Here is a 25,431-nt window from a genome sequence, read left to right as displayed (position 1 = left end):
ATCATATAACGAAAAATAGTAAATAAAACGTTTTCATGTTGAAATGCAAAAATCGATAGTTGAAATGCAAAAAGATAAGGCTAAAATTATTTTAGCCCTATCTCATGTTTAAACTGCTTAATATATGATCTGGATACTTGTAGTTTCACATCTTTTGTTAACTTTACCTGATATGTGTTATTAAACCATTGTTCTGCTGATTTTATGTGGTTTTTATTAATAATACTTGAACGATGTATACGTATAAAGATATCTTCAGGCATTTTTTTCTCAAAAGCACTGAGCGGTTCATTAATCGTATATTCATTTTTTAAAGTGATGATATGTAATCTGCCTTCTTCAACGTATAATGCAATAATATCATGCGTATTAATTACATATATTTTATCGTCTATCTGAATCGAAAGCGTTGCCGTGGACTGTTTCGTTCCTTCTGTTTGATCTTTTTCCACTCTACTTCGGGCTTTTTCAAGCGCAACTTCTATTCTTTTCATTTCGAAAGGCTTTAATACATAATCGAGTGCATTTAATTCAAATGCTTTCACCGCAAAAGTATCATGTGCTGTTGCAAATACAATTAATGGTGGCGTTTTCATTCTATTAATCTTCTGTGCTAAATCAAGTCCGCTTTCATTGATGAGATTAATATCTAAAAATAATAAGTCATAAGTATCTGTAAGTAGAGCTGTTAACGTTTCTTCAACAGAATCTGCTTCTTCTATATCGTGACTGTTATCGATCTTATTGATGAGATACATCAATTCATTGCGTGCTAACGGTTCATCATCAACGACTAATATTTTCATTATAATAACTCCTCTCTTTCATAAGGGATATGCGTATAAAATTTAGTCCCATGCGCTCCAGTAATAAATTTCAATTTCGCATCACGATTATATAGTCCCACTAAACGTTTATTTAAATTTTCCAGTGCACTACCGGTACCGGATATAGAGTTTACTTCAATAATTCCTATTTTATCGCGTTTATCTTTTGGTATACCATTTCCATTATCTTCTACAGAAATTTCAATTTCATCGATATCTTTTCTTACGACGACATCGATATTATTACCTGTTTTACGATTATGAAAAGCGTGCTTAATCGCATTTTCCACAAGTATCTGAATGATAAATGGCGGTACTTGTGCATTGACACAATCTTCTGCTACATCGAAATGAATATTGAAGCGATTTGGAAATCTCGCCTGCTCTAAAGATAAATAAGCTTCTACCTGCTGAATTTCTTTTTCTATCGTAATGGTATTTTGTCTTGCACCTTGCAAATTAGATCTGAAAAAATTGCTCAAATTCAATAATAATTCACGCGCTTTTTCACTGTCTACCCGTATAAGCGCTGAAATTGTATTCATCGCATTAAAGAAGAAGTGTGGATTAACTTGAGCCTGCAAAGATTTAATTTCAGCATCTTTTAACAGCTTACTTTGCATTTCAATTTCACCTAATTCAATTTGACTAGAAAAGATATCCGCTAAACCTTCAGCCAAACGACGTTCTACGTATGTAAGCTTTTTACTATCCGTAAAATATAGTTTCAAAGTGCCTACCACTTCCTGATTAACGTATAACGGAATAACAATGGCACCTTCTAACGGACAACCTGGATGCGTACAACCAATTTCTTCTGTTGTATGTGCTTCTTTTATCTCACCTGAGCGTATGACCTCTTTTGAAAGGTCTGTAATAATTTTCTTTTTCGGAACGTGATGATCGCTTGCTGCTCCAACATGCGCTAATATATCCGTTTTATTTGTGATTGAAACGGCAGACACTTTCATCAAATCTTTAATAATTTGAGCCGCTTCGGTTGCACTTGATTCATTTAATCCTAATCTGAAATAAGGTAAAGTTTGATTGGCTAGATTTAATACTTCATGTGTCTGTACAGCTTTCATATGCTGTTCTTGTTGTAATGTTGAAATAATAATAGATAAAAATATTGCAGTACCTAAACTGTTAATGAGTGTCATCGGTAAAATAATAAATGATACTAAATCCAGAGCATTATCAAAATTTGAAGCAAAGCTGATAATACATATCATTTGAATGAGTTCCATAACAATTCCAATAATCATCCCCTGAACAATCGTAGGATATTGATCGTTCTTTCTCGCTCTATGCCCAAAATAACCGGAGACTAAGCCGATAATAATTGAAGATATAACGTATGTATATGCATCAACACCTCCAATTAAATATCTGGAAATTCCAGATACGATTCCTACAGTAAAACCGACAATCGGACCACCTACAAGCCCTGCAACACTAATCGTTAATACGCGTGTATTGGCAATTGCGGCATCATCAGAAATCGTTCTGAATATTTGGCTGGATACTACATGATTATCTCGTATCTCAACACCCGTAAAGTTAGAGACAACAGCAAATAGACCAAAGATGATAATTAACTGTATTTGTGAAGATAATTTTTCGCGTTCGCTCATCACCATTTTAAAATGGGATATGTTCATTAATATATAGGCTACAAGTATAATTAATCCCACACGTTCAAGTAATAAAATAAATAATTCTAACATGAGCATCCTCCTTATTCATCCACATTATAACCATAATCAAAATAAAAAGGATAGGTTTCCCTATCCTTATGATATATCTATTTTTCGACAACCTTTATAATTTCATCTGTAACCACTTTAACCATCGCTTTTATACCTGGGTACTCAAGGTGAATACCATCTGGCGCAAAATATTCCGGATGTCCCTGTGAAACTTTATACCAATCTATAATGTGTATATTTTTATATTTTTTTGAAAAGCGATACATCTCTGCATTAACATGTGCTTCATAATCTTTCGGAACACGGGCAGTGACTAAAAATACTTGCGCTTTATCAAACTTTTTAAGTATCGTATTCATCTGGATATCCTCAAAATCACCATTTGTACCTAAATAGAGAACAACAACGGCATCTTTTCTATTAAAATCTGTATATTTATCTGCCACAGGAATGGCTTTATAAATATTACGTCCGACTTCACCATCTATCGTAGCATTTGGAAACACATTTCTAATTTGATAATCAATGTCTACTAGCACTGAATCTCCTATAAAAAGAGGCGCATACGGATAGACTTTAGCAATTTCAGTAGATGGTTTGGACGCATCTTCAATTTGCAAAGGTGAGATGCGTTTTATAGCTGGTGCAATTGATTTTGTTTGTGTAACTACAATCTTTTCATTATTTGGCGACTCTGCTTTCACTGTTTTAATTAGATAAGGTGTTGAAACCAGTAAATATAAACTTAGCAATAATGTTATAAATGCTTTTAATGATTTCACATCTACAAAAGCTTTTAATCCTTTTTTTCTAAATGGCTGTTCAATCAATTGATAACTGAATATCGCCATAATCATTGTAAGAATGATAGAAATCACATGTACATACCATGATATCTGTCCCTGTATAAAATGAGATTGCATCAACACGATAATAGGGTAGTGCCATAAATACAAACTATATGAATATCGACCAATCCATGTTAATACAGGTAAGCTTAAAAATTTCGACATCCATGTATCAGGATGAACACTAGACATAATAAATAACAAAGTGAATATTCCTAAGATGTATAAGCCACCTTGAAATACTGATGCACTATGCTCTGTAAACAGAAAGAATGATCGTACTAAAAAGATTGCGCCAACTAATCCTATCATTTCGATAACCCAAACGATTACTTTTGGTGGATTTTTCTTCAATTTATATGCCGGCCATATCAGTGCCAGCATTGCTCCTAATAATAATGTCTGAAGACGAGTATCAGTACCAAAATATATACGAGATATGCTCTTTGAAGGATCATACATCATCCACATTATTGACATTGAAACTAATGACACTATAAAAAATACAATAAATATATTAGATTTTTTCTTAATCGTTTTAAATAACATTAATAAAATGAAGGGGAATAAGAGATAAAATTGCTCTTCGATAGCAAGTGACCACAAATGTTTCAATGGACGCGGTTCGAGGCTCTGAAAATAATCCAGACCATCAAAAATGTACCACCAATTTGAAACGTATAATAACGCAGCATACATATCTTTTTTTACTTGAAATAACAATGCTCGATCAAAGAAGATAATATACTGTATGACGATAAACATCATAAACAAAACTGGAGGTAATAGACGTTTAATACGTTTATACCAGAAATGAGCTAAGTTGATAGATTGATTCGTTTCGTATTCTTTAATTAGCAATGTGGTAATCAAATATCCTGAGATAATAAAAAATGTATCTACACCTAAAAATCCTCCTGGCAACCATTTCGGATTAAGATGAAATATGATAATCGCAATCACTGCAATTGCACGCATGCCGTCTAAACCAGGAAAGTATTGTTTATTCATTGTAAAACGGACCACCTTTTTTAACATAAACGTAACATAAATGAAATACTTTATTAATAATACAATTATTTCTATAAATTTACAACCCAAATTATGTTGTAATATGTTTAATTTTGTCATATTTTCAATTAAACTAAAAAAAACTACAGCCCTAATATTTTAAATAAAAGGACTGTAGCAATGACGTTTAATCATTAATATTACCATTTCTGATAATTTCGCCATCTTCATCATATTCTATTATCGTACCATCTTTATATACATCAAACGAACCGACAATCTCTCCATTTTCATCGAATATACCAAAGCCATATTTACCATCTTCATAAACTGGCGTTCTATATTCATAACGATCATAATCAAAACCTACACCACTCCATGCTTCAGCTAAACTTTGAACGTTCTCTCTTGTTACAGTAATTTGTTCTGATGCATCTTCTTCATCTGACGTTCTGACGATAATCGTTTCTTTTGCATGTTCTTGTGTAAGTTCACTCGTATCAAATATTAAATCAATATCCGCTGGATTGTCACTAGATGCTGATGGCGTTTCAATTTCTTTATTTGTGACTAATGTTTGGTTGCCCGCTTCTCCTTCAGCATAAATCTTCAGTTTTTTTCCAGCTAAAAATGGACCAAATACATTGTCACCGTTCACATCAAAATCCATTTCTTCATTATTAACATAGACCATCACTGAATCTTTATCTACAGCTTCTGGAATTTCAACATTTGTTTTGATATAAGCCACATCAAAACTTTCTTGAGCATCATCACTTTCTGACATATTGATCAGCAGTTTACCTTGAACTTCACCATTTATCGCAGTTTTTGTTGCGTCTAATTCATAGTTGCCAAGCGGAAAATTTCCTAATCTTTCTCTTGAATCTAATGTCGGTGTATAGTCCTGCTCCTCACCATTCACTTTGATCACAATCTTTTTACCATCTTTTCCGGTTAAATAAATCGGTACTTCCGGAACTTTAAAAGAGAAGTTTTTAAAGATACCAAATTTCTTTTTGTCTGATGTAATTTGTACTGCATCTTTACCACCTACACTGACCATACTGTCAGGCTGTTTATTATCGATCATTTCTTCTGTCGTAGTAACAAGTTTTTCTCCAAACTTTTCTGTATTACCACTTGCGGCAATATAATGAGCAAAGGCTTCTGCTTCACTCTCTGATAAATTCTTATCTCCTACACTTAATATAGATGATAATTTATTATAATCTTTATCTATTAATGCCTGTTTTATTTCTTCAGATTGATTAACTGGTGAAAATTTATGTTCAAAGAATTTATATAAACCAAATAGTAATGCAAGTAAAGCAAGTAATCCGATTAGTAAAGGTAATATTGACTTCCCTTTACTTTTTTTAACTGGTTTTTCTACAGGCTGCTTCTGCTTTCTTTCATAAACTAATTTCTCATCACTAGGCACACGTCTCTCCTCGACAGCATCTTCCGGAAACTTCGTTCCACAATTCGTACATACTTTAACGTGATCTTTTACTTCTGCGCCACAATTTCTACAAATTTTCATTGGATTCCCTCTAATCTTTATAATTTAAATGTATTATCTAACAAATGTCTTAAATTTAATTGTGGACGTTCACGTGCGTCTATTACCTCAATAATTTCTCTGTTCGATTTGGGTTGATGGTAATGTACATAACAGTTAATCATGCCACTTTGATTCTTCTCTTTTTCATTTAACCACGTATTTAATTCCTGCTGATTCATAAAAATACCTTCAATGCCATTTGATTGTTCAGTGACATATTCAGACTTCGAATCAATTTTTACACACATTGCATAATAATCATAACTTGAAAATATTTCATCATTGCCTTTGTGCCAGGCAGATACACGTTTTGGATTAATTTCTTCTGTAGTATTAAGAAACTCATAATCTCTTGATGTACTGACATATACTGTGTACGTCCGATTGTTTAACTTGCAAGTCAGAACGTTATATTTCAAATGTATAAATTCAATATCAGAATGCGACTTTATCAACTTTTCTTTTACAAAATTTATCATTTCAGTTCGTTTAAAAGAACGAGATTTTGTTTTCGTATCTCCGTTGAGATTATTAACATAATTCATCGCTTTTTGTTCGTTAGAAACATTAAAATCAAATTGTTCATTTTTTAACTGCTGATAAACAGAAATAATATCCATCTTGTCGGCACTTGTTAAGAATTCGACTTCATCGATTGATCCATTTGTAAATATTATCGCTCGTGCAATACTTTGTTTGTAATCATCCTCATAAATTTCAGGTAAACTTTGTTGTAATGACTTCAACTTCAAATAGAGTTCTATTGTCCTCATTGACTCACCTCTTAATTGGTAATATATATTATTAATAGCGTTTTTATCCTTAATGTAATTATACCATCCATAAATTGAATGTGGAATAACACTCAAATACCGTTAATTTTAGTTATTTTGATAATTTATTGAATTATTTTCAAAATAATTAACACCTTAATTGCAATTAAAAGCTAAAATAATATTTATAAATATAAATTAATTAATAAAATTAAAAAAACCATCGATTCAAAGGAATCGATGGCCGTAATTTATTCATTATTATTAAAATTTCATTTATATTTAGAAAGTTTTTGCTAAACTTTCAGCTTTTTCAATTGCAGCAGCTTTGATTGATTCTGCTTGTTCTGGCTGTGCGTTATGACCTTCAATGATAATTTCTTCAACGCTTGGAATACCGAAGAAACCTAAAATTGTTTGTAAGTAACGGTTACCCATTTCGAAGTTTGCTGCTGGACCTTCTGAATAGTAACCACCACGTGCTTGAACGATAACCGCTTTCTTATCTGTAAGTAATCCAACTGGACCTTCAGCAGTGTATTTGAATGCTTTTCCAGCTACTGCTACTGCATCAATATAAGCTTTAACGATTGCCGGGAATGATAAGTTCCACATTGGCGTAACGAATACATATTTGTCTGCCGCAGCAAATTCGTCACTTAATTCATTTAAACGTGCTACTTTTTGTTGCTCAGTTTCAGTTAATGTTTCGAAAGCTTCACCTGATTGTAATTTACCCCAACCAGCAAATACTTCTTTATCAATTAATGGGATAAACGTTTCATATAAATCAATATGTTTAACTTCGTGATCTGGATTTGCAGCTTTGTAGCTTTCAATAAACGCTTTCCCTGTAGCCATTGAGAAAGAAACTGTTTCATCATTAGGATGTCCTGTAATGTATAATACTTTAGTCATGTGTAATAACTCCTCTTTTGTGTGTTTTTTAGTTTAATTTTTATACTTGATATATTTATTATATTATAATTTGCAAATTAGTCAACTAAAATGTTAATTTTTAAGCTAAAAAAATCCGAGGTAATATTCCTCGGTTTCAAATTTATTATTTTCTCCAGAAAGTTGTAACTTCCTTTTTATCTTCTATATTGTATTCAATTATCTCTTTCAATAATTCATAATCGATTTCCTGGTCCCACTTTACTTTGAAAAGACCTGCAGTTTGATCGTATCCAGCTTCTGCTATCTTATCTTTAAAATGCGCCATCGTTTGATTTTCCGGTGCTATTGAAATATGCGCTTTTGCTGTACTGACACCCAATATAAACGTGCCGTGATCTGAATACATCGGTGTATTCCATTTATATTCACGTTGTAATTCCGGAAAATTTGTCTCAATCCATTCAAATAAATCCTGAATTTTACCGAGATGATTGATGTTTGTTAGTTTGTCAAAGAACAGTTCAAATTTATGCATAACTTCCTCCATATTCATTTATTTCAATTGTAGCATATCTTCAAATGTCCAGTCTTTATCAGTCAGTACCTGTTTATAAAATGGATCTTTGCCAATTAATTTTATATTATCTCCAATCGCCTCAACTTCATCTAAGTGATGCGTCGTTAAAATAATGAGTTTACTTTGTTTCAGCTGATTAATCAGTCGATGAATGTCATATCTCGATTTCAAATCAATACCAACAGTAGGTTCATCCAAAATAATTATATCTGGATTTCCAAGTAAGCCGATTAACATGTTCACCTTACGTTTCGTCCCTCCAGATAGTGATTGAACTTTCGCCTTATCTTCGCGAATATTTAAAGCATCTTTATAAGTATTTAGTAAATTATCATCAATAGGAGATGTATACAGCCCTTTAAAAAACTTAATATTATCTTGCACAGATAAATGTTCAAATAATGCGATGTCCTGAGGAATGTAGCCTAAACGGTTCTTTAAAGATTTATGACTTAGGTCCTCACCGAAATAAATAATTTCTCCCGCATCTTGCGTTTCCAGCTTTGCAATCATTCGTAACAATGTTGATTTCCCAGCGCCATTCTCACCTAACAGGATTGTTACAGCCCTATCTTCAAAAGTTGTGTTCAACTGTTCAAAGATTTCTTTTTTCCCATATCGCTTAGTTAAGTTTTTAACTTCTATCATATACTTCCTCCTATCGATAACAGCATATAGACGGTCACAATCATCAATGTGAAAGTAGTCGTCATAAATAGACGATGACTTGTTGTATTGACTTTAAAGAGTAATAAACTTAATACGAATTCATAAATAAGTGTGAATAACAAGCATACAAAATAAAACTTTATACTCATCATTTGATTCATGAACAATGCTGCAAAGATAATTGATAACATGATTATGAAAACGTGAACCATGATATACGTTATATGTAAATAAAACTTTGTCTTGTCAAACATATACATGCGTTCAAGTGCTGCGTCCTGCTTCAAATGATAATGAAGTATCACTTGTATAGATGATACAAATAAAATAAGCGCGAATATTGTACTTAAAGCAATTGATTCATCTTGTGATTTTGAAACTGCAATTTGTTTCATACGACTTTCCGGTGTTTTCTGATAATACATCTTCTTAACTTCTTCAATATTTACTTGTTTCCCTTTATCAATATGATATTTCACGATATAAGGAATCTGAGCTTCAAATAATGTTTTACTTACTATTTCCTGGGCAATAGCCCCAATAAAATCATCACGATAATAAAGTATAATCGTATCTCTTAAAGATTGTTGCTTTAATGCTTCATTAAAACCTTCAGGAATTGATAAACTTAACACCGCTTCTTTAGTTTTCACATGATCTTCTATAAAACTTTCTTCATCACCAATTATTTTAACAGTCATATCATGATTGTTTTTAAGCATGGCAATCAACGCCTCTGATGATTGAGAATGATCTAAATCCTGCACAGCGATCGGCATTTTAAACACTGCATTCATTTTTTGCTGCAATATAAAACAAGTGAGTAGCATACCAGCAATTAGCAACGACAATAATAAATATGATTTCCATTGTTTTTGCACTACGAGGTATAAGATAGATTTCATCGTCTATACCTCCTTATCAGTTGTAATATCAATAGACTTATCAATATAATACATATCCAGTAGAAAAGAACCGGAGTCTTTATAAAATAGTTATTCAATATCAATTCCAGTACTTTATTAAAAATATGACTAAACGGTTGATGATACAATATACCGCCTAATACATCCTTAAAATATATCGAAGGAATTGTTGCTCCGGAAAAAAGAATGATAAGACCCGTTATCATTACTTTAAGAATCAATTGAAACGATTCATTATTAACGAGTTCAATAAGCATCATCACCACAAATATCATTATGAGGTATAGGAATAAAATAATTAAAAGCGGCATTAGGTTATAACTTTCAAAAGATACATCTAAGTATTTTAATAAAACATACAATACTACTGCAGAAAATAAAAGTGTATACCATAAACTTATTAACCCGCGTGTCAATGTTAGTTTTTCATACGAAAAATGAAACATTGATAGACGTTCCTTCAAAGCATGCGCCTGATTCATCTTCAAAATATTAAACAGTGATAAAAACAATACATAAACACTGATAAAATAAACTGAAATAGTATAATACTGATAGTTATCGTAAAGTTTAACCGGTTGTTCATCAAATGCACCATTACGATTCAGACCCGTAAAAAGCATATCCGTCATCATCATTAACATCGCATCATCACTTGACTCAGGATATAACGCTTTATACGCTTCAGCGCCACCGATAGAAAGCATCAAACGGCTATATACAGAATCCGTTAACTGATAGATGATAATACTCTCAAGCGATGTTTTATCGTATGTGTAAACAGAAATCGGTAATGCGCCTTGCTCGTAAAATGCCTCAGTCATTCCTTGATCGAACACGAAATAACCATCTAAATGATGTTGCTTTAATTCATTATTAGCCTTAGTCGCATCAAAATGCTTCAGTTCAATATCGTTACCCATACTCTTTCCATCGCCAATTGCATCTAATATCAACTTCGTTTCTCTAGATTGATCTTCATCTACTAATCCAATCGAAAACTTATCGTCTTCCTGACTTTTCATCACAGATAATCCTATAAGTGTCGCAAACAATACAAAAAACAATACTAATATATAGACCAGTAAATACCACTTTTTCATAAGAAAAGAGTGATAAATGCTGAACAGTTGTAGTTTCACATTTATCACCCCTTATTTTTAATCAATAACCATTAATTTTATTAATTTAAATCTTTAGAAACGTCTTCAAAAATTTTATTAAAGTTCTCGCTGATGTCATCCTGCAATTGTTGTAGGTCACTATCAGACATTGTGCTTAAGTCTTTAGCACCGTCAGACTTCACTTTAACATCTTGTTTTAATTTTGTCACACCATCAATCATCAATTTAACCGGTTCATTTTGAACATTTACAGTAAATTCTGCTTTTTGCTTTTGTTCATTGTTGCCGATATCTGTTACTAAATCATTTGTATAATTTAATTTTAAATCCTGCCCAGCTAATTGAGATAAATCGATTGTTCCTTTGTCAGTACGTTTATCGCCATCTGTTTTAGAATCATTTACAAATGATATTTCTCTTGCACCATCTTGATTAATGACAATTTTGTAATCATCTTTATAATTTTCATCTTTTTTAGTTGAATCCCCTGTTAACACGAATGCATCTGGAGCATCTTTAGCAGAACCTTTAACATCTATTTTTAAATTGTCATCAACTTTTGTTAAAGCCTCTAATTTAACTTCTTCTTCATTACTTGTCATCACCAGATTGCGTTTCATAATTTGTTTACCATCAACAAAGATTGTTGAGATTACTTTTGGAAACTCAGATTCTTTTTGATCCTTCACTTCTTTTAGTGCTTTATCTAACTCTTTATCGTAGTCTACACCTTGTGCTTGTTTTGTAAATAAATCTTTTAATTCTTTGTCATCTTTTGCTTGTTCTAACATTGCAACGATGATTTTCTTTGTATCTTTTGGTTGTAACGTCATTGTTAACTTCTCTAAATCCTTCTCTTCATCAAAGATTTTAACTTTTTCTTTATCTTTTTTAAATTGATTATCTTCTACATTATCAGCAAATGTTTTACTGTATCGCTCGATGATTTTGTTCATATCTTCTTGAGAAAGTTGTGCGCCACCTAAAAGGTTGTTCAGATTTAAAGAATCATTTGTCATATCTTCAACTGAAGTTGGATCTCCAGATATTTTTTCAATCGTTTCAATAATTTTATCATTTGGAACGCTTAATACATCATTTAACACTGGGGCAGAAAGGTATTGATTTTTGTTATCTGCCTGCCACGCAAACTCACCAAGTTTATTATCAGCAATCGTAGGTGTGATGCTTAAATTTGATAATTTATCTTTACTATTATGTGCTACATCAAATACGATATTTGATGAATCAATTACTGATTTTGAAATACCCATTTGTGATACAAATGCTTCCGGAATATCTGCACCTAACTTCATATTTACTGCATAATTATCATCCTGCATTTTCTCTTGGAATTTTGTTTCATTTTCAAAACGCTCATTGAAATAATCTTGCAACGACTCCATTGATTCTTTTTCACTTAAAAGATACGCATTTTTCGGTGTGTTCGTTAAAAAGTAATACGCCGCTGCGCCCCCGCCACCGACTAATAATACAAGTGCTGCTATGATTCCTAAGATCAACCCTTTTGACTTTTTCATACCATATCCTCCACGTTAGTATTTAATATCTCGCTCAATTTCATCATATCAAAATAGAAATCATTACGGAATACTTTTCATAAAATTAACCATAAATAATATTATTTATGAAAATCAGTTTACTTAGTAATGAAATAATGTAAAAAACACTTTGAATAAACATATTACAGTGAAAGATTAAATATTATTCTATATGCTTTGATTTTCATTATTACTTAAACGAATCACTTTGAAATGTAACAGATACGCACCCAGCGCCATCACAAATAAAGATAGAATTGCAACACGACTTGCTAACGGTCCATAATCTTTTAATAGTAGAGTAATCGTTCCATAAACAAAAGGTCCAAAAACTGCAGATAATTTACCACTCATTGAGAATAAACCAAAGAATTGTCCTTCGTGAGCTTCCGGTGAGAGTTCTATGATAAGCGTTCTAGAGATAACCCAGATAGAACCCATTGCAATCCCGAAAAGAATCGCACAAATATAAAATGCCGACTTAGGTAAAGGAATACTTGCAATAATAAGCGCAATCATCAATACTAGCGCGACATAATGCAACGCTTTTAAAGAACCTATTCTTTTAGCAATGTATCCAAACACAAAGGCACCTATTACACTGAAAATCGTTGCTATCATAAATATTTTAATAAATTCACTCGAAGTAAACCCTACTACTGTAGTTGCATACGGTTGCATCATACTTATCGCAGTCGCCAATGCATCATTTAAGAAGAAATAAACAATTAAGAATACGTAAATAGCTGGTTCGTTCTTAGCGAGCTTAAAAGTTTCTAATACTTCTTTATAGCCTGATGTTAAGCTTGATTGAGATACATGTTGTTTCACAGTCTTTTTATTGCCGTCTTTACCAAAGATAAAAATAGGTATGCTAAATACTAAAAATAAAATAGCAGTTGGAATAAACGTTTTTCCAGCATCTTCAGTACCTACTAAAGCCATTATCGTAAGCACGCCAAATAGTGTTCCCATGTAACCTAGCGCTACTCCAAACCCAGATAATACTGAATGATCTTCTTTTGGTGCTAAGCTACTCATCATTGCATCGTAAAATACAAGACTCGAATTATACATAAATTTCGCAATCGTAAATAAGATAATAATCAGCAAAAATGAAACTGGAATGCCGAACATCTGTTGTTTAATATCCGCTTCATAAATATAGCCCATCAGAAAAGTACAAATAAACACTACTAAAGTGAAGATGATAACCCATTGCTTCTTCTTTTGCGTTCTATCAATATACACGCCGTAAATCGGACTTAATACAATGAGAAGCAATGCTGCTACACTTGCTGAATAAGCAATCCAGGTTGATGATACCTGCTCAGTTACAGGATCAACGCCAAACTGTTCTGTTACAAATTGTGGGAAAAACAATGTCACGATATTTGCACTAAAAATTGTATTACTGAAATCATAGAGTGCCCAGCTAAAAATGGGTAACGACAATAATAGTTTAAGATCTTTCTTCATTCGTTGCTCCTTATGATATGTATTACTCATAGTTTAGCGATTGTTTTATACAAATACCATAAATTTTCTGTTTCATTATTGTAAAGAAAAAGAAGTGAAGCAATATATTAAACCCTTCATTTAACTTTAAAATCCTGTAAGTCTATTAATGCATAATGAATTTGATGATACCTCTCTAGTGGCTTTAAATCAATAAGTGAATGGTTACTACCTCGTTCAAAGTATTTCGCGCAATTTTCAAAAGCAAGTAAATATTGTCCCATCATTTCATTATCTATTACAAACTGAGCGTCATCTTTGATAACACGCTGTAAAGAAAAATTAATTTGTTCTAATAAGTGAATGGCTGGATAATAATGTAGCACCTGTTGTTTATTATTAGAAATTTCACCATATGCATTTGTATAAGTCATTCTGACATTCGCGACATTTAAATAAAGTTTAAACATATCTTGATAACGATTTCGTATTGCATAATGATTCTGTGAAAAAAGATAATGGAAAGTTGCTGCCTCTACGCGAATTAAATCTGCAATGAACTTCGGAAGCTTTTCACTTGCAGTTGTTCTACCAAGAATTAGCACACCAAGAACTGCAATGATGACCCCTATAACAACATCTATTATCCTTAAATATGCAAAAGAATATGAAATATGCCCAGCTGCGATACCTGACATAAGCAACACTTGTGTTGTTATTGAAATCATTGCGAGTGCATAATTTGATCCAACAAAAACTTCATTGATACCTCCAGCTATAGCAATAATAATTGCTACAATAAGTAAATCAGGATTTATACTGATTATTATAGCTGCCACAATGATTCCTAAAAGTGTACCGATAAATCTGGCACCAGCGCGTTGCAGACTTGTAACAGTTGTATTACCGATTAGTACTGAATGTACAGTCAAAGCCACCCAGTACGGACGATCGATATGAAATAATAATGCTATAAATATGGCTATCCCCATTATCACAGCATATTTTATTGTCATCATAAACACACTTGATTCTGGTGTGATATTTGATAATAATCTACGCATGAAATGAGGACGACTATTTTCACTTTTATAGTTAATCTGTTCGACCGGAGCAAAAAGAATTTCTTCTACTTTATACAAATTGTTTTCCAAATTTCTAAATTCTTCTGAAAGTTTAACTGCTTTATTCCAGCTTGGTTTGGTAGTCTTATCATCTGTTACCATATCAACGATATAATTCATCATTTCTATTAGAATACCTGGCATAGGACGAATATTCTTTAAATGTAGATCTAATATTTCTGAATAAATCCCTTCAGCCAAGTGATGTAATAATAAAGTACGTTCATATTCTCCACCATCTTTACTGAAAGCAGGACGCGCTGCATAAAGCGCATCATTGGATGCCATTAAGGAGCGCACTGCTGTCGTATGTGCTTCATTAAAAGCTGCGTTATCATTGAATGCTTTTAATAACTTTTGAAGCATATGATAATCACTAATTACAATTTCACGTTCATAATTTCTATCAAATAACTTACTATGTATTGAAATAACTACAATTGTAATTAGACCACCTATTATAACCAGCACCGCTCGATTTAAAAATAATTCTGGTGCATGTGGCATAATTGACGATAGTCCATAAGCCACTAAAAAGAAAGTAGAACTAGGACCTTTAATTTCAAGGGCATTACACACGTAATACGGTATTACTGTAAAACCAAATAGTAAAAAGCCGAATAGCACCATATTACCAGCCGTAAGCGTACCGAGAGCCATTGCAAAAGCTAATGTTAAAGTGGCAATCGTTACAGTTTTTATTTTAGATTGTAAAGTTCCGCCAAATACATAGATATTAGATAATGTTCCAAGTGATATCAACAATCCTAAGGATAAATTACCAATGAAATAGCCATATATCATAGGTATTAGCATCAATATGAATTGAATGATGCCTTTCGAAACATTAATCTTATCGATATCAACATATATTAGCGATTTATAATAATGATACACTTATGCTCACCTGACTTATTTTTATTTTCATACGATAACATTTTAACATGGAATATATTTTTATAATGTCTATAGCAATCATTTGAGTTTATATAAAGATATAAAGATATAAAGATATAAAGATATAAAGATATAAAGGTATAGGTATAATATAAACAGATAATAAGATAAAAAATTAAACGACAAATAAAAAAATAACCACTATAAAGTGATTATTTCTGTTCTTTATACCACTCACTATTTTTATACTTCAGATGATACTTGGCATTTCTCATCAAAAGATAAGCTTTACGTTTTACTGAACGATCTTTTGCATAAAATAGCGGATTATAATATTGATGTTTTTGAATAAGTTGTTTAATTTCTTTACGTAATGATTTTTGTTTTACGTATTTTAATATAATATCTTTAGGTACTACCGTAAATAAATGTGTTGTATCTAAATATTTCACCGGATGAGATTGATTTAAAATTAAATCTTCTACATAACATCTCGCAATTGAATATCCTGTTTCTTTGATGTATGAACTTGAACGGCCGGCACGTAGATTAACCTCAAAAAACTTGTATTTACCATCTCGATGATCATATTTTAAATCAAAGTTAGCAAATCCGGTATAATGCATACCTTCCATCATCTTAATCACTTTATCCATCAAATCTTTATCATATCTTGAAATGAGTGCTGTATAATTACCGATAGCTGTCATTGCAGGTTCTTGTAACAATACTTGTGCTAATGTAATCACTTGCGCTTTTCCATTTGAATCACCGTAATAAACGATGTCCCACAAGTCCTGATCGCTTCCTTCAATAAATTCCTGAATAATAATATCCTCACGATAGCCATTATTATGAAGTAATTCAATCGTCTCATTAATTCCATTGTAATCATCAAGGACATAAATTTTCTGTTTCCCTTTAAACTTTAAATTAAAGTACGCTGTGCCATCATCAACTTTAATAATTGCCGGGAATCTAATGGGTTCATTAAATGTTTCGATGGTAGCTAAATTAAAGTGGTATGTCGTAGGAATATCAATACCGTATGAAGCAACCGTCTCATAGAAATGTTTCTTATAATATAATTGGTTAAATAAATCTTGTGTCGGAAAATTAAAGGTAAAATCTTCTCTCAATTTTGCTTCATGTTTAATTAGCATCTTAACATATTCATCTGTCGTTGCGACAAGCAATAGTTTACGATTTTTCTTACGATATTTCTTTGCAATACGCTCAAATGTTTCGATGAAAACTTTGTCATCATAAATCATTTTATCGATATAATAATCACTAATAAGACTAGAAAATTTTGTGAACGATAAATAGTCAGCTGCCACGATAACTGACTTTTTCTTATAATCTTTATGAAAACTTGCTGCTGCAGCATACGCATGTATGTTTGCACCCAAAATTATTGGGATAAAGTTAAATTTAGCCATGTTCATTATCCTTTATATAGTAGTTTTGTTCTAGACTTTCCAAGCTGTTTAATTCATTATATTTTTGTATGGTAATGAATGCAAGTATACATTCACCAAGTATTGTTAAAATACAAATATTTTCTTTAACATATTATAACATTAAATTTTTAAAGCACATGACATTATTATTTGTTATCGTTCTAATAATCCTTTTCCCTGATAAATTTTCTCAGCATACTTTTCTATACGATTCCTTTTTGTTTCGCTGCGTTTCGCTTTATTAATTTCAATGACGTACGCACGTTGGCGACCAGGTGTTAATTTATAAAACGCTTCTCTTAAACGATCGTTCTCTTTAAATGCTTCTTCTAATTCGATAGGAATTTCTAATAGTCCATGTTCTTTTTTAGGAGGTTTTATGCCCGATTTCTCTACTCGAATTGCTTCTTCAATATAAAAACGTATCATATCTGCTTTTTCTTCTATCTCCTCTACTGACGAAAAGCGTAGCTGGCGGTCAACTTGAACATGTTCAGTTTGCTGAATTAAAAGATTGTATTTATCTTCAAGCATTACTCCTTTATGAAATAATATAGCGACATATGATTTAAAGCCATGTATCAGTAACACATTTTTATCTTTCAAAGTATAACAAGGATGCATCCATTTATACTCTTCTTCAAGATCAAATTCTCTTATAATCGATCTTAACAATTGATAAGCATCGTGCCACTGTGAAGTTTTATTAAAAAATTTTTCTAATTTTTGTTCTGTCGATAATTCCGTCATACGATTTCCTCCAATACTTCTTTATTATAAACAATATCTATTTATTTAGGGAAATTATATTTAATGAATTTTCATTATATAATTGTTCTTTGTTTTTAAAAAAGAAGCAGCATCGCTACTCCTTTCCATTAATATCAAAACCATATTTTTGATACACTTTTTTACTTTGAGCATTCTGTAAATACTGATAAAGTTCCTCAGTTTCTTTCTTATGTTTAGTGTCTTTTATTTTAGCAATTGGATATGTTATCGGTTTATGTAAATCATCTTGAATTTTGAGTGTATGCTTTATTTTATTTGTTGATTTGAGGTCTGATGTGTATACGATACCTGCTTCAGTATTACCGGTTTCTACATAGGTCAATACATGACGTACGTCCTTCGTTAATACTAATTTTGATTTGACTTTTTGATATAGTTTTTTGTTTTCTAAGGCTTGTTTACCATATTCGCCCGCAGGTACTAATTCCGGGTTGCCTAATGCAATTTTTTTTATCTTTTCTTGTTGTAAATCATCAAGAGATGTTAGTTTCTCTTCTGTTATAAGCACGAGATGATTTTTCAGTAAAGACTTTGTATCCTCTTTATCTACAGTTTTATTTTTTACTAAATCATCAACTTTATCTTGTGCAGCTGAAAAGAATATATCAACCGGAGCACCGGACATTATCTGTTGCGCTAATGCACCAGACGCACCATAATTAAATTTAATATCAACATGCTTGTGTTCGGCTTCATAAGATTTTTCGATATCATTTAATGTATTTTTTAAACTTGCTGCCGCTGAGACAGTAAGTATTACTTTTTCCTGTGACCTTCCTTGTTCTTTCTCTTGATTTCCACAGCCACTAAGTAATGTACAGACAATAAATATTAAAAATGATTTCTTCATTATTTGCCTCCTAGAATTATTATGTATATTTTACCATATAAAAAAAGACATACTACGTCATAACGTAATATGTCTTTTAACTTATATCAGTCATTTAATTAATTTCTGATTAAATAATCAAATGCACTTAATGCTGCTGTTGCACCTGATCCCATAGAAATTATGATTTGTTTATATGTTTGATCTGTACAGTCACCTGCAGCAAAAATTCCTGGTACATTTGTAGCACCATCTTTATCAACGATAATTTCACCGCGGTTATTTCTAGCAACTAGGTCTCCAACAAATTCAGTGCTTGGCACTAAACCGATTTGAACAAATACACCTTCTAGATCAAGCGTATGTTCTTCATTTGTATTGCGATCAACGTATGTCAATGCTTTTAACGTAGCATCTCCAGTTAATTCTTTTGTTGCAGCTGATTTAATAATCTCAGCATTATTTAATGATGCTAAACGATCTTGTAGTACTTTATCTGCGCGTAATTCTTCACCAAACTCTAGTAATGTAACATGTTTAACAATACCTGCTAAATCAATTGCTGCTTCAACACCTGAGTTACCGCCGCCTACAACTGCAACACGTTTACCTTCAAATAATGGACCATCACAGTGCGGACAATATGCCACACCTTTTGTTTGATATTCAGCTTCTCCTGGCACGTTCATGTTACGCCATTTTGCACCTGTTCCGATAATCAATGTTTTAGATGTTAGTTTACCGCCATTCTCTAAAGTAACATGTACTAAATCATCAATTTTTTCTAACTTTTCAACACGAACAGCATTCATTACATCGATATCATAACTGTTAATATGTTCTTTTAAGTTTTGCGAGAATTCTGGTCCAGTCGTTTCTTTTACTGTAATAAAGTTTTCAATACCAGCAGTATCATTAACTTGACCACCGATACGTTCAGCTACAATACCAGTACGTAAACCTTTACGTGCTGCATAAATTGCTGCACTACCACTTGCAGGTCCGCCACCGATTACTAATACATCAAATGTTTCTTTCGTATCAAATTCAGAAGCATCTGCTCCACCACCAAGTTTACCGATAATCTCTTCAACAGTTGCTTTACCGCTACCAAATTCTTCACCATCTAAGAACATTGTAGGAACAGCCATAATATCTTTAGATTCTTCTCTAAATGCTGCACCATCAATCATTGTATGTGTAATATTTGGATTTAATACCGCCATCATATTTAAAGCTTGTACAACATCTGGACATTTCGTACAAGTTAAGCTGATGAATGTCTCAAAATTAAAAGGTCCTTCTAACTTTTTAATTTGATCAATTACAGATTGATCTGCTTTAGGTGCTCGACCACTTACTTGTAATAAAGCTAAGACTAGAGAAGTGAACTCGTGTCCAAGTGGTACACCGGCAAATGTAATACGTGCTTCTTCATCAGGACGTGCCAATGTGAAGCTCGGTGTACGTTTCAAAGATGCTTCTTTTAAAGTGATACGTGAAGACATCTCTTTGATTTGAGTGAGTAAGTCCATCATATCTTTACTTGTTTTATCATCTCCAGCACTCGCTGTAATTACAACGTCGCCTTCCATTAACTCTAAATATTGAGCTAATTGTTGCTTTAATGTATCGTTTAACATTACATTTCCTCCTTTAAAGGATAAATTTCTATATTTTATTGCAATAGATACCACAACGCAAAAATTTGCGTTGTGGCAGCCTTTTAATATTTATTTATTGTTGATTAAATTAGATTTTACCAACTAAATCTAAACCAGGTGTTAAAGTTTCGCCGCTTTCTTTCCATTTTGCAGGACAAACTTCACCGTCATGGCTAGCTACGTATTGAGCAGCTTTAACTTTGTCTACTAATACTGAAGCGTCACGACCAATTCCATCATTGTTGATCTCCATTGTTTGAACAACTCCATCTGGATCGATTAAGAATGTCGCACGTTGTGCAAGACCTGCTTCTTCATCTAATACATCAAAGTTGTTAGCAATAACGTGAGATGGGTCACCGATCATTGTGTATTCAATTTTACTGATTGCTTCTGAATGATCGTGCCATGCTTTGTGTGTAAAGTGCGTATCACATGATACAGAATATACGTTAACTCCTAAACCTTGTAACGTTTCATATTGATCTTGTAAATCTTCTAATTCAGTTGGACAAACGAAAGTGAAATCTGCTGGGTAGAAGCATACGATATTCCAGCTACCTTTCATTGATTCGTTTGATACTTCAACGAATGAATCTGATTTTGGATCATAAGCATTCGCAGTGAATGGTAAGATTTCTTTGTTAATTAATGACATGTGTAATTCCTCCTGAGAATTTAATTAAGTACTTTTAGATAGTCTCTAGATTAGAATAATTCTAATCTCTACAAAACTTATTATTACATGATGCTCGTTTTAAGTCAACCAACTCAAACTTTAAAATTGTGAAAAATATTTGACGTATTATTTAATATTTTTTTAAATAAAAATAGTTACTGTAATTGGAGTGCATAAAATTACTTTTTACAATATCAATTACAGCAACTTATTCTCATTTACTTTATCATCAAAGTAATAAATACAGCCAGTATAACAAGCGGAATAACATAGCGTAGCAAGAAAACCCAAATTTTAAATAAACCTCTATATTTATTATCCATTAATTCCTGCTTTGCAATTGCACCATCTAGTTTGTATCCCGCAAATAACGCATAACATAATGCCCCAATCGGTAACATAATGTTCGAAACTAAATAATCCATATTATCAAAGAATGTTCCTGCTAAAAATTTCATCTGACTTAAAGTACCGTTCGATAAAGCAGAAGGTACACATAAAATAAATAATAGTAATGCAATAAAATATACATATTTTTTACGTTTCTTTTGTTCGTACTTAATTGCGTTCGAAACATTAATTTCTATTAATGAAATAGACGATGTAATGGTTGCAAAAAAGAATAGCGATAAAAATATAAGATAGAAAATACTACCGAACGGCAACTGATCGAACACATACGGTAATACGATAAACAATAAACCCGGTCCTTGTGCATTATCAATACCTAGTGAAGCAGTCGCAGGAAATATTGCTAATCCTGCTAATATCGTAACCAGTATATTTAAGCCTACAACAGAAAAGGCAGATTGGACAATGTCCGTCTTCTTATCTAAATACGATGCATATGTTAACATGCCACCAAACCCTACTGAAAGCGAAAAGAATGATTGACCTAAAGCAAAAAGTACTCCTTCTGCATTCAGTGCATTAAAATCAGGTTTCAGAAAATATACAACGCCATCCATTGCATTTGGAAGCGTTAAAGAACGAATGATAATCACAATAAATGCGATAAACAACATAGGCATCATGATTTTTGAAGCTTTTTCAATCCCATCCTGAATACCACGGGAAACAATTATCGCAGTAAGAAAAATAAATAATGCAGCGCCAAGTACTGCATATATCGGGTTACTAATCAGTTGGTCAAATAATGTTTCATAATTCTTCGTGTGCTGATTTGTAACTATTACATAAACAGTCCTCATCATATAAAGTAAAATCCATCCACCAATTACACTATAAAAACTTAGTAAGAAGAAAACACCAACATTACCGAGATGACCGATTAGATTATAATATTTGTTACCAGTAATTTTTCCGAACACTTCTGTGCTATATGTCTTTCCGTGTTTACCTATTACGAATTCTGCTAATAATAACGGCATACCTATAAATAATGTGAATACCATGAACAATACTAAAAACGCTGCACCACCATTATCAGCCATGACATACGGGAATTTCCACATCGCACCAAGCCCTATCGCCGAACCTGCACTTGCTAAAATAAATCCAATTTTCGATCCCCAAACAGATCTTTTTTCCATGTGTAATCCCTCACTTCATATAATTTTTTAAACAAAAAAGAGGCCAATGCATATGCATCGACCTCAAAAAAGAGACCTTATGCATACGCAACCGGCCTCAAGTAACGCGAATGAAGCCGCCATAGACACTTATATCTATGACGGGCATAAATATAAGTTATGACAGCTGCCACCACATATTTAATTTTGTACTGTTCTGTACAAAAGTCTTCATTCTAATTACCTCACTTGTTTAAGATTACTGATTATTCTATCAGTATATTGATTACGCGTCAAACAAATCTATTTAACGTACGTCCGTCATATGCGTTATCGGAAAATACATTGCCAATAAATAAGCACTTACAACCATTATTAAAAAGATAACTATCAATAAAATATCCCGATAGCTAAATGGCACATGGTAATAGTAAGTTCTAGTACCATTATGGAATCCTTTTTTCTCCATTGCAACAGACAGACGATGTGCACGTCTAATATTTTGACTTAATAGCGGGATAATCAAATGCTTTATGCGATTCAATCCTCTGTATTGACTCGAATCTATAACGTGATAACGCATTTTCAAAGCATTGCGTAATTGGAAGAATGACTCAAACATCATCGGCACCATACGGATTGCTGCCATAAAGGCATAGGCATATTTAGGTTTCACCTTTAAATGTTGCATCAAACTATAGAATACTTTTACAATTTCACTTGTAAACGCAATACTTAAACCAAAGAAACTGACTGTAATTGTTCTAAGTGATAAATGTATTCCTCTATATAAACTTTCTTCTGTAATATGCACGATGCCCCATTGAAATAGCGTAGTACTGCCGTCACCATAGAAAATCATAAATAATGACGAAGTGAAACTAAATAACATCATTACACTTACAAAAGCCATAATAAGTTTCAAACGCACACCACTAACCCCTATCATAAAGATAAACATAATAATCGCTAGATAGAGCATCCAGTCAAAATGATGAATGAATATGACAAGTGCAAATAGTAAAACCCCTAATGTCAACTTCGTTATCACATTCACATGATCCATAAATGTATGATATACCTTAAACTGTTCGTACATCATCACCCCTCCTCACTTCAGAAAGTATCCCATCCTGAATGCGTAACACGGTAGAAGGGTATCGCTTTATGATTTCGTCATCATGCGTCACCATAATAATCGTCTGACCAGATTGCACACGCGCTTTAAATAATTCAATAAGTTCGAACGTATTATGACTATCCAGCCCAAATGTTGGTTCATCTAGTAACACAATATCAGCTTTTGTACTCAATGCAGTCGCAACACTTAATCTTCTCTTTTGTCCCATGGAAAGTTCAAAAGGATGACGATCTTTTAGATGGTACAGATTTAATTGCTTTAATAAATTCGATGTACGTTCCCCAGCTCGGCTTTTATCTAAAAATTGAAAGTTAAAGAATATTTCATCGTATACACTACCTTGAATAAATTGCAGTTCAGGATTTTGATAGACGAGGTACATATTACGCGCTGCATCTTTTACTTTCTTCAAAGTTTTATCATCGTATTGCATCAAACCTTTATACGGGATAAGCTGCATCAAAGATTCTAATAACGTTGTTTTTCCTGTTCCGTTCTTTCCAGTAATCGCAATCCATTCATGACTGCTAACGACAAGTTTATCAATATGATACAACGTCTTTTCTTTACGTTTTACTGCCACATCTTTTAACACGAGTTCAAATTCATTAGACATATGCTCATAATGCAATGGTTTTGGTGCACACTTATATGTATTAGGATGCCATACACCATACTGATTCAATAAGTCTTCATGTTGTGCAAGAATAATTTGTGGTGTGCCTTGTGTAACTAACTTCCCATCAGCATCAATCAGAATAATACGATCAACGTATCGCCAGATATGCTCAACTTTATGTTCTACGATAAGCACTGTCTTATCCTGCCATAATTCGATCATCAATTCCCATAAATGCTTTGTAGCATCGCTATCGAGCATCGCTGTAGGTTCATCTAAAAACCACGTATCAGCATTCTGCAGCAATGACCCTGCAATTGCGAGTTTCTGTTTCATACCACCACTGAGTTGATTGATTTGTTGTGAGGGTTCAACATCCAGTCCTACTTTAATCAAAACATCATTAATCAAGTGATTCATTTGCAATTTATCAACATTTTGATTTTCCAGAATAAAAGCCAGTTCTTCATAGACTTTCGGCATACAAAATTGACTGTCTGGATCCTGAAATATAACACTAGCATTCATATCACGTTCTAATACATCATATTTCATGGGTAAATCTATCAACTCCGGGACGATGCCACTTAGTACGTTCAACAATGTGCTCTTTCCAGAACCTGAAGGTCCGAGCAATAATACTTTTTCTTTCTCTGCTATCGTAATATCGATACCGTCAAATATCTTTTCTGCTTCACCGGGATATTTCAATCTTAAATTTCTAACAGATAACATCA

The 25,431-nt window shown here is 32.6% G+C and carries 21 protein-coding genes; all 21 read right to left on the bottom strand.

The features are described from left to right. Positions 1-86: 86 nt before the first annotated feature. Positions 87-806, bottom strand: coding sequence for a LytTR family transcriptional regulator DNA-binding domain-containing protein (locus BFS35_RS06375; RefSeq protein ID WP_099579221.1), 720 nt, complete (start codon positions 804-806; stop codon positions 87-89). Continuing rightward, complete coding sequence (locus tag BFS35_RS06370; protein ID WP_099579223.1) at positions 806-2,557, bottom strand: sensor histidine kinase; 1,752 nt, start codon at positions 2,555-2,557, stop codon at positions 806-808. The genes BFS35_RS06375 and BFS35_RS06370 overlap by 1 nt, the downstream gene beginning before the upstream one ends. 77 nt (positions 2,558-2,634) lie before the next feature. Beyond that, on the bottom strand, positions 2,635-4,398 hold the full coding sequence (locus BFS35_RS06365) for an acyltransferase family protein (RefSeq protein WP_099579225.1): 1,764 nt from the start codon (positions 4,396-4,398) through the stop codon (positions 2,635-2,637). Positions 4,399-4,585: 187 nt separating this feature from the next. After that, complete coding sequence (locus tag BFS35_RS06360) at positions 4,586-5,944, bottom strand: TcaA second domain-containing protein (RefSeq protein WP_099579227.1); 1,359 nt, start codon at positions 5,942-5,944, stop codon at positions 4,586-4,588. A 17-nt stretch (positions 5,945-5,961) separates the two neighbouring features. Continuing rightward, complete coding sequence (locus BFS35_RS06355; protein ID WP_099579229.1) at positions 5,962-6,738, bottom strand: hypothetical protein; 777 nt, start codon at positions 6,736-6,738, stop codon at positions 5,962-5,964. Between the two features lie 282 nt (positions 6,739-7,020). Then, positions 7,021-7,656, bottom strand: coding sequence for an FMN-dependent NADH-azoreductase (locus BFS35_RS06350; protein WP_099579231.1), 636 nt, complete (start codon positions 7,654-7,656; stop codon positions 7,021-7,023). A 145-nt stretch (positions 7,657-7,801) separates the two neighbouring features. Then, the gene (locus BFS35_RS06345) at positions 7,802-8,173 is read right to left on the bottom strand and encodes an iron chaperone (protein WP_099579233.1); all 372 of its coding nucleotides are present in this window, start codon (positions 8,171-8,173) and stop codon (positions 7,802-7,804) included. A gap of 18 nt (positions 8,174-8,191) precedes the next feature. Next, positions 8,192-8,863: an ABC transporter ATP-binding protein gene (locus BFS35_RS06340; RefSeq protein ID WP_099579235.1), complete on the bottom strand. Its 672-nt coding sequence runs from the start codon at positions 8,861-8,863 to the stop codon at positions 8,192-8,194. Continuing rightward, complete coding sequence (locus BFS35_RS06335) at positions 8,860-9,789, bottom strand: ABC transporter permease (RefSeq protein WP_099579237.1); 930 nt, start codon at positions 9,787-9,789, stop codon at positions 8,860-8,862. Before BFS35_RS06335 ends, BFS35_RS06340 begins: the two co-directional genes overlap by 4 nt. Next, the gene (locus tag BFS35_RS06330) at positions 9,786-10,952 is read right to left on the bottom strand and encodes an ABC transporter permease (RefSeq protein WP_099579239.1); all 1,167 of its coding nucleotides are present in this window, start codon (positions 10,950-10,952) and stop codon (positions 9,786-9,788) included. Before BFS35_RS06330 ends, BFS35_RS06335 begins: the two co-directional genes overlap by 4 nt. Before the next feature lie 41 nt (positions 10,953-10,993). After that, entirely contained in the window at positions 10,994-12,475 is a 1,482-nt protein-coding gene (locus BFS35_RS06325; protein WP_099579241.1) for a Rossmann-fold NAD(P)-binding domain-containing protein, read from the bottom strand. A gap of 189 nt (positions 12,476-12,664) precedes the next feature. Beyond that, positions 12,665-13,975, bottom strand: a complete 1,311-nt coding sequence (locus tag BFS35_RS06320) for an MFS transporter (RefSeq protein WP_099579243.1) — start codon at positions 13,973-13,975, stop codon at positions 12,665-12,667. Positions 13,976-14,091: 116 nt separating this feature from the next. Beyond that, on the bottom strand, positions 14,092-15,975 hold the full coding sequence (locus BFS35_RS06315; RefSeq protein WP_099579245.1) for an FUSC family protein: 1,884 nt from the start codon (positions 15,973-15,975) through the stop codon (positions 14,092-14,094). 212 nt (positions 15,976-16,187) lie between these two features. Beyond that, positions 16,188-17,417, bottom strand: a complete 1,230-nt coding sequence (locus tag BFS35_RS06310) for a carboxylate--amine ligase (RefSeq protein ID WP_240628397.1) — start codon at positions 17,415-17,417, stop codon at positions 16,188-16,190. A gap of 174 nt (positions 17,418-17,591) precedes the next feature. Beyond that, on the bottom strand, positions 17,592-18,188 hold the full coding sequence (locus BFS35_RS06305; RefSeq protein WP_099579249.1) for a YdeI/OmpD-associated family protein: 597 nt from the start codon (positions 18,186-18,188) through the stop codon (positions 17,592-17,594). 115 nt (positions 18,189-18,303) lie between these two features. Continuing rightward, positions 18,304-19,080, bottom strand: a complete 777-nt coding sequence (gene modA / locus BFS35_RS06300; RefSeq protein ID WP_099579250.1) for a molybdate ABC transporter substrate-binding protein — start codon at positions 19,078-19,080, stop codon at positions 18,304-18,306. A 98-nt stretch (positions 19,081-19,178) separates the two neighbouring features. Beyond that, positions 19,179-20,702: an alkyl hydroperoxide reductase subunit F gene (gene ahpF / locus BFS35_RS06295; protein ID WP_099579252.1), complete on the bottom strand. Its 1,524-nt coding sequence runs from the start codon at positions 20,700-20,702 to the stop codon at positions 19,179-19,181. A 109-nt stretch (positions 20,703-20,811) separates the two neighbouring features. Then, on the bottom strand, positions 20,812-21,381 hold the full coding sequence (ahpC, locus tag BFS35_RS06290; RefSeq protein ID WP_099579254.1) for an alkyl hydroperoxide reductase subunit C: 570 nt from the start codon (positions 21,379-21,381) through the stop codon (positions 20,812-20,814). Positions 21,382-21,620: 239 nt separating this feature from the next. Next, positions 21,621-22,955 (bottom strand): sodium-dependent transporter, encoded by a 1,335-nt coding sequence (locus tag BFS35_RS06285; protein ID WP_099579256.1) that lies wholly within the window; start codon positions 22,953-22,955, stop codon positions 21,621-21,623. A gap of 286 nt (positions 22,956-23,241) precedes the next feature. Next, positions 23,242-24,033: an energy-coupling factor transporter transmembrane component T family protein gene (locus BFS35_RS06280; protein WP_099579257.1), complete on the bottom strand. Its 792-nt coding sequence runs from the start codon at positions 24,031-24,033 to the stop codon at positions 23,242-23,244. Next, positions 24,017-25,429, bottom strand: coding sequence for an ABC transporter ATP-binding protein (locus BFS35_RS06275; protein WP_099579599.1), 1,413 nt, complete (start codon positions 25,427-25,429; stop codon positions 24,017-24,019). Before BFS35_RS06275 ends, BFS35_RS06280 begins: the two co-directional genes overlap by 17 nt. Positions 25,430-25,431 lie beyond the last annotated feature (2 nt).

The sequence above is a fragment of the Macrococcoides goetzii genome, assembly GCF_002742385.2.
Classification (GTDB): domain Bacteria; phylum Bacillota; class Bacilli; order Staphylococcales; family Staphylococcaceae; genus Macrococcoides; species Macrococcoides goetzii.
Note: the sequence above shows the minus strand (reverse complement) of the source record. Positions and strands in the feature narration are given on the sequence as shown.